The organism is Campylobacter armoricus, assembly GCF_013372105.1.
GTDB classification, from domain to species: domain Bacteria; phylum Campylobacterota; class Campylobacteria; order Campylobacterales; family Campylobacteraceae; genus Campylobacter_D; species Campylobacter_D armoricus.
In genome coordinates this window covers 523,797-535,747 of record NZ_CP053825.1, presented here as the reverse complement: position 1 = coordinate 535,747, position 11,951 = coordinate 523,797, and the positions used below count along the sequence as shown (strand labels likewise).

At 29.9% G+C, this 11,951-nt stretch carries 13 protein-coding genes; 7 read left to right on the top strand and 6 right to left on the bottom strand.

The window, feature by feature from the left end; translation table 11 throughout:
- Position 1 precedes the first annotated feature (1 nt).
- From CARM_RS02770 to CARM_RS02755, 4 genes are read left to right on the top strand one after another with little or no spacing between them, the layout of a single operon-like run.
- Entirely contained in the window at positions 2-784 is a 783-nt protein-coding gene (locus CARM_RS02770; RefSeq protein WP_139424720.1) for a DnaJ domain-containing protein, read from the top strand.
- Positions 768-2,300: a bifunctional phosphoribosylaminoimidazolecarboxamide formyltransferase/IMP cyclohydrolase gene (gene purH / locus CARM_RS02765; RefSeq protein ID WP_139424718.1), complete on the top strand. Its 1,533-nt coding sequence runs from the start codon at positions 768-770 to the stop codon at positions 2,298-2,300. Before CARM_RS02770 ends, purH begins: the two co-directional genes overlap by 17 nt.
- A 12-nt stretch (positions 2,301-2,312) precedes the next feature.
- The gene (locus tag CARM_RS02760; RefSeq protein WP_139424716.1) at positions 2,313-3,905 is read left to right on the top strand and encodes a methyl-accepting chemotaxis protein; all 1,593 of its coding nucleotides are present in this window, start codon (positions 2,313-2,315) and stop codon (positions 3,903-3,905) included.
- Between the two features lie 17 nt (positions 3,906-3,922).
- On the top strand, positions 3,923-4,336 hold the full coding sequence (locus CARM_RS02755; RefSeq protein WP_139424713.1) for an META domain-containing protein: 414 nt from the start codon (positions 3,923-3,925) through the stop codon (positions 4,334-4,336).
- Positions 4,337-4,353: 17 nt separating this feature from the next.
- Here the strand turns inward: CARM_RS02755 and pyrF are convergent, their stop codons facing one another.
- From pyrF to CARM_RS02725, 6 genes are read right to left on the bottom strand one after another with little or no spacing between them, the layout of a single operon-like run.
- Entirely contained in the window at positions 4,354-5,034 is a 681-nt protein-coding gene (pyrF, locus tag CARM_RS02750) for an orotidine-5'-phosphate decarboxylase (RefSeq protein ID WP_139424711.1), read from the bottom strand.
- Positions 5,031-5,429, bottom strand: a complete 399-nt coding sequence (gene nusB, locus CARM_RS02745) for a transcription antitermination factor NusB (protein WP_139424709.1) — start codon at positions 5,427-5,429, stop codon at positions 5,031-5,033. The genes pyrF and nusB overlap by 4 nt, the downstream gene beginning before the upstream one ends.
- Position 5,430: 1 nt before the next feature.
- Positions 5,431-5,901, bottom strand: coding sequence for a 6,7-dimethyl-8-ribityllumazine synthase (ribH, locus tag CARM_RS02740; protein ID WP_139424707.1), 471 nt, complete (start codon positions 5,899-5,901; stop codon positions 5,431-5,433).
- A 12-nt stretch (positions 5,902-5,913) separates the two neighbouring features.
- Entirely contained in the window at positions 5,914-6,717 is an 804-nt protein-coding gene (gene kdsA, locus CARM_RS02735; protein ID WP_139424705.1) for a 3-deoxy-8-phosphooctulonate synthase, read from the bottom strand.
- A gap of 23 nt (positions 6,718-6,740) precedes the next feature.
- On the bottom strand, positions 6,741-8,102 hold the full coding sequence (locus CARM_RS02730) for a uracil-xanthine permease family protein (protein WP_139424703.1): 1,362 nt from the start codon (positions 8,100-8,102) through the stop codon (positions 6,741-6,743).
- On the bottom strand, positions 8,092-9,024 hold the full coding sequence (locus CARM_RS02725) for a DMT family transporter (RefSeq protein WP_139424701.1): 933 nt from the start codon (positions 9,022-9,024) through the stop codon (positions 8,092-8,094). The genes CARM_RS02730 and CARM_RS02725 overlap by 11 nt, the downstream gene beginning before the upstream one ends.
- A 101-nt stretch (positions 9,025-9,125) precedes the next feature.
- Here CARM_RS02725 and der point away from each other — a divergent pair, with 101 nt between their 5' ends.
- Genes der through trpS form a run of 3 tightly spaced genes read left to right on the top strand, consistent with a single transcriptional unit; the run spans position 9,126 to position 11,948 of the window.
- Positions 9,126-10,511 (top strand): ribosome biogenesis GTPase Der, encoded by a 1,386-nt coding sequence (der, locus tag CARM_RS02720; RefSeq protein ID WP_139424700.1) that lies wholly within the window; start codon positions 9,126-9,128, stop codon positions 10,509-10,511.
- Positions 10,495-10,992, top strand: a complete 498-nt coding sequence (locus CARM_RS02715; RefSeq protein ID WP_139424697.1) for a shikimate kinase — start codon at positions 10,495-10,497, stop codon at positions 10,990-10,992. Before der ends, CARM_RS02715 begins: the two co-directional genes overlap by 17 nt.
- The gene (gene trpS / locus CARM_RS02710) at positions 10,989-11,948 is read left to right on the top strand and encodes a tryptophan--tRNA ligase (RefSeq protein ID WP_139424696.1); all 960 of its coding nucleotides are present in this window, start codon (positions 10,989-10,991) and stop codon (positions 11,946-11,948) included. Before CARM_RS02715 ends, trpS begins: the two co-directional genes overlap by 4 nt.
- Positions 11,949-11,951 lie beyond the last annotated feature (3 nt).

The window sequence follows — 11,951 nt, the reverse complement described above, 5'->3', positions numbered from 1 at the left end:
AATGTTTTTTATTTTTTTAATATTAGCTATTTTGGCATTTTATTGGTATTATAAAACTTGGGGGAAAGATGATTTTTTAGGTTCTTTTAAAAAAGGAGCTAAAAGTTTTTCCCAAGGCTTTAAACAAGGATATCATGAAGAAAAAATTGATGGTTTTAAAAGAAGATTAAATTATTATGTTATAGCGCTTTTAGCAAAAATAGCAAAAAGCGATGGTAGGGTTAGCGAAAACGAAGCAAACATGATCTCACAAATTCTTGATTATAATGCTAAAGATAACAAAGAAAGAGATTTTTTAAAACAATGCTTTAATGAGCATAAAAACACATTGAATAATACCTATGATATAGCAAAAGAACTTATCAAAGAAGTCCCCCTACCTCATCAAGAAAGAATTAATATTTTAAATGTATTAGTTGCTATGGCTCTAATTGATGGTAATATTAATAGCACAAAAAAAAATGTATTAAAAACTATTATCAAGGCATTCGAGCTTGATAATAGCATTCTTGAAAAACTTTTAAATTCTATGCAAATGCATACTAAAAATATGAATTTGCAAAAAGCTTGTGAAATTTTAGGATTAAGTGAAAATACAAGTTTAGAAGAACTAAAAAAACGCTATAGAGAACTTGCAAAAAAATACCATCCTGATATTTTAAATGCCAATAATAGCGATGAAACTAAAGTAAAAGAAGGTGTTAGAAAATTTCAAGAGATTAATGAATCTTATGAATTTTTAAAACAATATTTAGAAAGGAAAAACGATGAAAGCACTAATTAGTGTAAGTGATAAAGAAGGTGTTGTAGAATTTGCTAGCGAACTTGCAAAATTAGGTTTTGAGCTTCTATCCACAGGTGGCACTTATAAACTTTTAAAGGAAAATAATCTACAAGTACAAGAGGTAAGTGAATTCACCCAAAGTCCTGAAATGTTTGAAGGGCGTGTTAAAACTTTACATCCCAAAATCCACGGTGGAATTTTATATAAAAGAGAAGATGAAAACCATCAAAAACAAGCTGAAGAGTACAATATCGAAAGTATAGACTTGCTTTGTGTAAATTTATATCCCTTCAAAAAAACTACAATTTTAACTCAAGATTTTGATGAAATTGTAGAAAATATAGACATAGGTGGTCCTGCTATGATACGCAGTGGTGCAAAGAATTTTAAAAATGTAATAGTAGTCTGTGATATTTTAGATTATGATAAAATTATTCAGGCTTTAAAAGATAATACCTTAGATATTAATTTTAGAAGATCTTTAATGATAAAAGCCTATGAGCATACAGCAAATTATGATGCTTATATAGCAAATTATATGAATGAGCGCTTTAATAATGGTTTTGGAGAAAATAAATTTATAGTAGGACAAAAAGTGTTTAACACAAAATACGGAGAAAATCCTCATCAAAAAGGTGCTTTATATGAATTTGATAGTTTCTTTACACATAATTTTATAACATTAAAAGGCGAAGCAAGTTTTAATAATCTAACAGATATCAATGCGGCATTAAATTTAGCAAGTGCTTTTGACAAAGCTCCTGCAGTAGCCATAATAAAACACGCAAATGCATGCGGTTTTGCTATAAAAGAAAATTTACTTCAAAGTTATATCCATGCATTAAAATGCGATGCTTTAAGCGCTTATGGTGGAGTTGTAGCAATCAATGGAACCTTAGATAAAGAATTAGCACAAAAAATCAATGAAATTTACATAGAAGTAATTATCGCCGCAAATGTAGATGATGAAGCTTTAGAAGTATTTAAAGATAAAAAGCGTATTAAAATATTTACTCAAAAATCACCATTTTTAATAAGAGCTTACGATAAATATGATTTTAAACATATAGATGGTGGTTTTGTATATCAAAATAGTGATGAAGTAAAAAAAGATGAGTTGAAAAATGCTATTTTAAAAAGCCAAAGAGAAGCTAACGAGCAAGAACTAAAAGATCTTGAAATTGCTATGAAAATTGCTACATATACCAAATCCAACAATGTGGTATATGTAAAAAATGGTGCAATGGTAGCCATAGGAATGGGTATGACAAGTCGTATTGATGCAGCCAAAGCAGCTATTAATAAAGCTAGAGAAATGGGACTTGATTTAAATGGCTGTGTTTTAGCAAGCGAAGCCTTCTTTCCATTTAGAGATAGTATAGATGAAGCAAGTAAAATAGGAGTAAAAGCCATAGTGGAGCCAGGTGGTAGTATTAGAGATGAAGATATTATCCAAGCTGCTAATGAATATGGAATAGCATTATACTTTAGTGGTATAAGACACTTTTTACATTAAAAAGGAGCTTAAATGTTTAAAAGCATAGGTGCTAAAATATCTTTAGCAATGATTTCTACATTATTAATTAGCTTTATTATAATGCAAATTATTTTGCAAAGAGATTCTCAACAAACAACAAACAAAATTAGTCGTGCAAATTTAGACACTCTAAGTACTTCCGTTTTTCAAACATTAAGAATGGCTATGAATTTAGGTGATTCTACTATAATAGAACAAGCAATAAAAGAAGCAGGAGAAATTGAAGGCATAAAAGATATAAAAATTTATCCATCAAAAAGTACAATTGAACTTTTTGAAATGAAACATTTTGCAAAAAGCAATGAAAATTTAATCAACGAACAATTTAATAAACCAGAAATCAAAACTATTGAAATAAACAACGATCAAGGACATTATCTAAGATTAATACGCCCATTAATTGCCAATGAAAGTTGCCTAGCTTGTCATGCAAATGCTAAAGAAGGTGATGTTTTAGGTGTTATGGATATGTATAACGATTTAAAACATATTGATGATGATTTAACAAGCTCAGCTAGAACTTATATTATTATTTTTAGCATTGCTTTGATTTTTACAGTATTTGCAGTTCTTTATATTTTAAAAATAGTAGTTGGAACGCCGGTTAATAATCTTTTAAAACACGCTAAAGAATTAGCTAGTGGAGATGGGGATTTAAGAGCAAGAATTAATATAAAAAGTAGTGATGAGATAGGACAAGCTTGTACTCATATCAATCATTTTATTGAAAAAATTCAAAATACAGTAATTGCAACTAATGAAAACTCTCAAATGGTTGATAAGCAATCTAAACTTCTAAATTCAAATGCCCTAGATCTAGCAAATAGAACCAAAGAAGGGCACACTAAAACAGATGAATCATACCATTTAAGCGAACAAATTCATACAGAATTACAAGATCTCTCAGAACTCTCAAGTGATGCAAATAAAGCAAATACAAAATCATTTGAAGTATTAAACACTATGCTTAATTCTTTAAGCCAAGTAGTGGATAAAGTAAGAATTGCTGCAGAGAATGAAGATGTTTTGTCGCAAAAAGTAGAAGTTATGGAAAAACAAGCAGAAGAAATTAAAAAAGCTTCCGATATGATGGGTGAAATTGCAGACAAAACAAATCTTTTATCTTTAAATGCAGGTATCGAAGCAGCTCGTGCTGGAGAATTTGGAAGAGGTTTTTCAGTTATTGCTGAAGATGTTAGAAATCTAGCTCAAAATTCAGAGGAATTTTTGAAAAATATAGCTTTGGTTACCAAACAATTAGTAGATAGTATTAACGAGGTATCGAAAGAATTAAAACATAACGCTAAAGAAATTAATTCATTAAATCAAGATGCAAAAAATCTTGTAGAAGGTACTAATGAAGTAAAACTTTGCAATGAAAATGCAAGAGATTTAGCAAATGCTTGTATGCAAAAAATTTCAAGCACACAAAAAACTTTGCAATCTTTACTTGATAAAATGCAAGAAACGGTAAAACTAAGTGATAAAAATGAAGAAATTTCGAAAATTTTACTTAATGTTGCGCATGAGTTAAATGTAGTTTGCCAAAATTTAGAAGATGAATTAAAACATTTTCATGTATAATACAAAGGAGAATAAAAATGAAAAAAACATTATTTTTAAGTTTAGCAAGTTTGGCTATTTTTAGTGGGTGTTCTGTGACAAATTTAAGTGTGAGTGATTTACAAGATAAAGAATTTATAATAAGTTCTTACGAGGCTAATGGTAAAACTTTTGAAGTTCCACAAAATGCAAAAGCTAGTATCAGCTTTGATAATAAAGATAAAAGAGTATTCGGTTCAGCAGCATGTAATAGATTTTTTGGAAACTACAAAGACCAAGGGGAAAGTATTAAAATAGAAGACAATCTAGCCTCAACAAAAATGCTTTGTGATCAAGAATCTATGAAATTTGAAGACAACTTCTTAAGAAATTTTAATGGAGAATTTAAAATTGTTAAAGATGAAGAAAATATCGTTCTAAAAAATCAAAAAATGAAAATATATTTAAAATAAGCCTTTAAGGCTTATTTTTATAAGCTTTTTAAAATATTCTCACAAACCTGCCTAGGATTTTTTGCTTTATATATAGGTCTTCCAACTACAATAAAATCTGAAAGATTTTCTTTAGCACATTGTATATCAGCTACTCTTTTTTGATCGTCTGAATTTTCTTTAAAAGGACGAATTCCTGGAGTTAGCGTAATAAAATTTGAATTGGTATTTTCTTTGATTAATAAACTTTCATATACAGAACAAACCATACCATCAAGACCACTTTCATAACTAATTTTAGAAAATTCTTTAACAGCTTGCCTAATATCTTGCTTATATATACTAAAAAATTCTTGCTCATCAAAACTAGTTAAGGCAGATACGGCAAGTACCAAGGGTCTTTTGTCTAAAGCATTTAAACGCTCCATAATCATACACATAGCACTCTTCCCAGCACTTGCATGGATATTAAACATATCCACATCAAACTTTGCAAGTTCTTCACAAGCATCAGCCATAGTGTTTGGAATATCATAAAGTTTTAAATCCAAAAATATTTTAAAGTCATCTATTTTTTTAATAGCCTCTAAAAGCTTAACCCCATCTCTTAAATAAGACCTAAGCCCTATTTTAACCCAAAGATCTAAACCTTTTAATTCTTTAGCTAAATTTATACATTCATCATAACTTGCTACATCAAAAGCCACACAAAGCTTCATTTTGCTTCCTTATTAATTTTATCTAACACCCCATTAATAAATTTTGGAGCATTATCTCCTGCCATTTCTTTCGCAAGTTCTATAGCCTCATTAATTATAATTGCTTTTTGAGTCTGAGTAAATAAAATCTCATAAGCACCTAAACGCAAAATAGCTTTTTCTATACTAGCTACTCCATCTAATTTATACTCTTTTAAACACTTATTAATTTCTTCATCAAGAAAAGCTAGTTGCTCATTGATACCATTATACAAATCTAATGTAAATTTTCTTTGGTCATTACGAATTTTTTTCTCATCTAAAAATTCATTAATAAAATCTTTATTTTCTTGATTTAATTGTGCTGCATAAAGCAAAGAAACTATGCTTTGTCTTACCTGGTGTCTAGTTGCCATTTTAAACCTTAATTTTTTGGATTAAATTAAGCATTTCAACCACAGTAAGCATAGCCTCAAAACCTTTATTTCCTGCTTTACTTCCAGCTCTTTCTATAGCTTGCTCTAAAGTATCAGTTGTTAAAACTCCAAAACTCACGGGTGTGTTTGCACTAAGCCCTACACTTGCAACCCCTTTAGTCGTTTCAGCTGCAACATAATCAAAATGCGGAGTACTTCCTCGAATTACCGCTCCAACACAACAAATTCCATCAAATTTTTTACTCTCACAAGCTTGTTTTAGCGCAAAAGGAATTTCAAAAGCACCAGGAACTAAAATAAGACTTAGATTTTCTTCCTTACCTCCATGTCTTAAAAAAGCATCTTTAGCACCTTCAACTAAACGATCTGTGATAATGTGATTAAATCTTGCATTGATAATTGCAATTTTCTCATCACCTTTTAAGCTTAAATTTCCTTCTATTATATTCATATTTTTCCTTTTCTAAATAATTTCTTGAATTTTTAAAAGTGTATTTACACAACTTTTAAGTCTTGAAAGATCAAGCATATTTGGTCCATCACATAAAGCCTTACAAGGATTGATATGTGTTTCAAAGAAAAATCCATCTACACCTACACTAGCAGCAGCCCTTGCTAAAGGTTCCACAAATTCACTTTTACCCCCACTACTTCCACCATTTGCACCAGGCATTTGCACACTATGAGTAGCATCAAAAATGACCGGTGCATATTTTCTCATGATAACCAAACTCCTCATATCTACAACCAAATTTCCATAACCAAAACTAGAACCTCTCTCAGCCACAAAAACTCCATTTTCTTTTGCTACTTCAAAACCTTCCTCATTAACACCTCTAGTTTGTAAAATTTTAGCCACGCTGTATTTAATATCATCAGGATTTAAAAATTGCCCTTTTTTAACATTTACTTTAGCTTTTGTTTTAGCAGCAGCTACTAAAAGATCAGTTTGCCTACATAAAAACGCTGGAATTTGCAAAACATCTACAACTTCAGCAGCTATACTTGCCTGAGAACTCTCATGGATATCAGTAAGAATTTGCATGCCAAATTTATCTTTAACTTTTTGTAAAATTTCTAAACCTTTTTCAAGACCTGGTCCTCTAAAGCTATTAATACTAGTTCTATTTGCTTTATCAAAACTTGATTTAAAATAAAAATCAATCCTATCATCTTTTAAAAAACATTCTAATTCTTGTGCGACTTTAAAAACAAGTTCTTCATTTTCTATCACACAAGGACCTGCAATTAATATCATTTTATTCATTATATCTCTTCCTTATTTTTTTATTATTTTACTTTATTTTTTTCATTTTCTTCAAGGGGGAAAACAAAATTTAAAATAATAGCTGTAATCCCGCCTGCTGCAATCCCTGAAGAAAATAAAGTTTTAAACCACATTGGCATAAATTCTAAAATATCAGGATTATTAGAAACTCCAAGTCCTATACCTAAACTCATAGCTATGATGATAATAGAACGGCGATTTAAGTTTTCTTTAGAGATAATCCTAACTCCAGTTGCTGCTATAGTTCCAAACATCACTAAAGTTGCTCCTCCTAAAATAGGCTCTGGAATTTGCAAAGTAATATCTGCTACAATAGGAAACAAACCCAAAATCATCAACATAAAAGCCACAATAAATCCTACATAACGACTTGCAACACCTGTTAATGCTATAACACCATTATTTTGTCCAAAACATGAATTTGGGAAAGTGTTAAAAAAGGCTGAAACAAAAGAATTAAAACCATTAGCCAAAACCCCGCCTTTTAATCTTTTCGCATAAAGCTCACCTTTAACCGGTTGATTTGAAACTTCACTGGTAGCACTGATATCGCCAATGGTCTCTAAAGAAGTTACCATAAAAACTAAAATCAAAGGCAAAATTAGATTATAATCAATACTCAAGCCATAATGCAAGGGAACAGGTAAAAACACTAAAGGCAAATTTTCATTAAAATTAAAGCTAAAATTTTCAAAAGTCATAGCTACTAAAAGCCCTATAATCATAGCTATAAACAAAGAAGAAATTCTTATATAAGCATTATCAAAACGATTTAAAACAATAATACTTAATATCACAACTCCTGCTAATAATAAATTTTGTAAAGAACCAAACTCACCACTTGCTTTAGCACTAAACCCGCCACCAACACTTACAAGACCAACATTAATCAAACTAAGCCCTATAATCATCACTACTATACCAGAAACCAAAGGTGATACTACTCTTCTAATGAATGGTAAAATTTGAGAGATAATCATTTCGGTAGTAGAACAAAGCATTAAAGTTCCAAAAATAGCTCCAAGCATAGCTTCTTGAGATAAGCCATTATTTTTTAAAACAAGTCCACCTAAAATAATAGGTGCAACAAAGTTAAAACTAGTTCCTTGAATGGACAAAAGCCCACTCCCTATAGGTCCCCAAGTTTTAATCTGCAAAAGCGAAGCAACCCCTGAAGCAAAAAGCGACATACAAATAATTCTAGCTGTGTTGCCATCATCTATACCCAAACCTTTACAAATTAGCAACGCAGGTGTTATCACAGCTACAAACATAGCCATTAAATGCACTAATGCGGCAAAAAATGCTCTAGAAAAAGGCGGTCTATCTTCTAAGCCATATATTAAATCTATTTTATTTTTCATTTTTCTTCCCTTTACCTTGCTTGCTAACCAAAACAATCCCTCCTAAAATAATGCTAAAAATTCCTATAAAAACCATAAAACTAGGAAATTCATCTCCTAATAATATACCTAAAAATAAAGTAAAAACAACATCTATATAGCTAACCCCTGCCACAACACCTGCTTTTTTCGCAACCCCATAAGCTTTAGTAACATGAATTTGATACATTGCACCAAAAATTCCCATTAAAATAATAAAAATCCAAGCTCTAAAACTAGGCATAATAAAAGGAGCGATTAAAAAGTCAAGCTCTTTTATATCATAAAAAGAACCTATAATCATAGATATTAAAGGCATAAGGGTGCCAATTAAAACAAAAGATAAAGCTATAAAAGGAGCAGGATATGATTTTCTAAGCTCTCTTACGCTGGTTAGTGCCAATGCTGCACAAAATCCACTTAAAATTCCTAAAATACTATTTTTTAAATCAAACCCTGAGTGCATAGTGCTATCTGCAAAAGGCTGACAAATCAATAACACTCCTATAAAAGCGACCAAAATACCAAAACAGGCCTTCAAACCCAAACTTTCTTTAAAAAAGAAAAAAGCAATCAAAGCTATAAAAATAGGTGCAGTTTTTTGAAAAGCAAAAGCACCTCCTAAAGAAATATTAGCAACATTATAAAAGAAAAGATATAAAGCAATTGTCCCTATAACACCCCTAAATATAAGCAAACCTAAATGCCCACCGCTTTTGTGAAAATTTAATTTTGAAAGAGCATAAAGCATAAAAGCAGTGCCTATGATATTTCTAAAAAACATAATTTCAATAGATGAAATTTCCTCGCTTAGAATTTTCGCACAAGCACCTACAAGTGCAAATTCTATCGAAGCAATAATCATAAAATATATACCTAAATTCTTCTTAATTATTCTTAACATATATTTTCCATATAAAAATTCATGTTATTTTAGTCTTTTTTGCTTAATTTTAAGGCAATTTTTATATAATCACAAATAAAAATTTTGAAAAATGGGTATAGATGCAAAGTATTATTTTGATAGGAAAGCCAAATGTTGGAAAATCAAGTCTTTTTAATAGACTTGCAAGAAAGCGTATAGCTATAACTAGTGATATAAGTGGAACTACAAGAGATACTAACAAAATAGAAGTAGAAATTGATGGTAAAAAAGCCTTATTGATAGATAGTGGTGGGCTTGATGAGAGTAATGAACTTTTTAAAAATGTCAAAGCAAATTCACTTAAGGCTGCTAAAAATAGTGATATTATTTTTTATATGGTAGATGGAAAATTTTTGCCAGATGATGAAGATAAAGCTTTTTTTTATGAAATGAAAAAACTTAACAAACCTATAGCTTTGATAATTAATAAAATAGACAATAAAAAAGATGAAGAAAGATCTTGGGAATTTTCGAATTTTGGCGTAAAAGAAGTTTTTAATATTTCAGTTACACATAATATAGGCATTGATGAGCTTTGTATGTGGGCTAGTAAATTTTTAAATGAAAATTTTTTAAATGCGGACGAGGAAGAAGATTTTGAAAGCTATTTGGAAAATTTTGATGAAAATAGTGGGGATTTTAAATTAAAAGCCATCAATGAAAATCATATTAAAGTAGGGATTATTGGTAGAGTAAATGTAGGAAAATCAAGTCTTTTAAATGCTTTAGTCAAAGAAGAACGCTCTGTAGTAAGCGATATAGCAGGAACAACGATTGATCCTGTTAATGAAAGCATTATACACAAAGATAAAATCATCGAATTTGTAGATACTGCAGGTATTAGAAAACGCGGTAAAATACAAGGTTTAGAGCGCTACGCACTAAATAGAACTGAATATGCCCTAGCTAATGCCCAAATTGCACTTTTAGTTTTGGATGCAGCTGAAGGTTTTAATGAATTAGATGAGCGTATAGCAGGACTTGCTGCTAAATATTATTTAGGTGTAATTATCGTTTTAAATAAATGGGACAAAAGCGAACTTGATTTTGATAAAACTATAAAAGAATTAAAACTAGATCGTTTTAAATTCTTAGCTTATGCACCTATAATAAGTGTTAGTGCATTAAGCGGTAAAAGAATACATGTACTTTTGGATAAAATTTTAGAAGTTTTTGCAAATTTCACACAAAAAATTTCAACCGCAAAATTAAATACTTTAGTAGAAGAAGCCACCAAAGCACATCCTTTACCACATGATTATGGTAAATTAGTGAAAATTTATTATGCAGTTCAATATGATTTAGCACCGCCAAAAATAGCTTTGATTATGAATAGACCAAAAGCCTTACACTTTAGTTATAAGCGTTATTTGCAAAATCAAATTAGAAAACATTTTAATTTTGAAGGTGTACCTTTGGTTTTAGCTTCAAGAAAAAAAGGTAGTAAAGATGAACAAGAAGGATAATCTCCTTTTTGTTGGATTTATGGGCTGTGGTAAAACTACTATAGCAAGATCTTATGCAAAAAAAAATGATAAAATCTTTTTAGATACAGATGCTCTAATTAAAGAAAAATTTAATCTTGAAATTAATGAAATTTTTAAATTATATGGAGAAAAAGTATTTCGTAATGAGGAAAAAAAGCTTATTTCATTTTTAACTAATATACAAAATTGCTCTATTGCAAGCGGCGGTGGCTTTATAGAGCAAAAAAAGTTAAAAAATATTGGTATTATCGTGTATTTAAAAGCCAGTTTTGATTATCTCTTACAAAGACTAAACAAAGAAGAATTATCTACTAGACCCTTATTAGCAAATATAAATAATGCTAAAAAGTTATTTGAGCAAAGAATTCAAAAATATGAAAAAAAAGCAAATATAATTATTGATGTTGAAAATAAAAGCATTCAAGAGATAATAAAAGAAATTAAAAAAGAGGTAAAATGAGAGTTATTACAGGATTGCAACCAAGTGGAGATTTACATATAGGAAATTATTTTGGCTCTATAAAACAAATGCTAAATATGCAAGAAGAAAATCAAATGTATTTATTTATAGCAAATTATCATGCTATGACTTCAAGTTTTGATGGAGAAAAACTCAGACAAAATTCGCTTAAAGCTGCGGCAGCTTTTTTAAGCTTAGGAATTGATCCACAAAAAAGTGTATTTTGGCTACAAAGTGATGTGAAAGAAGTGATGGAGCTTTACTGGATTCTCTCTCAATTTACACCTATGGGACTTTTAGAAAGAGCGCATAGCTATAAAGATAAAATAGCAAAAGGTTTAAATGCCAATCATGGACTTTTTTCTTATCCTGTTTTAATGGCTGCGGATATCTTACTTTTTAATGCTCAAGTAGTTCCTGTAGGCAAAGATCAAATTCAGCATGTTGAAATTGCAAGAGATATAGCCTTAAAAGTAAATAATGAATGGGGTGAAATTTTCACCCTACCTCAAGCTAAAGTTAATGATGAAGTTGCGGTGGTACCTGGTACCGATGGAGCTAAAATGAGTAAATCGTATCAAAATACTATAGACATTTTCAATACTCCAAAAAATATTAAAAAACAAATTTCTTCCATCATTACAGATAGCACAGCCTTAGAAGATCCAAAAGATTGGCAAAATTGTAATGTATTTAAAATTGCAAAACTTTTTTTAAACAAAGAAGAACAAGAGGCTTTAAAAAGTCGTTATAAAAAAGGTAGTGAAGGCTATGGACATTTTAAAATGTATTTAAATGAAGTTATTGGTGAATATTTTGCTCCAGCTAAAGATAAATATGAGAAATTATTAGCTAATCCATCAAAAATTGAAGAAATATTAGAATATGGAGCAAAAAATGCAAAAAAACAAGCCAGAGAAACAATGGAAAAAATTTATGCTAAAATAGGATTATAAAAG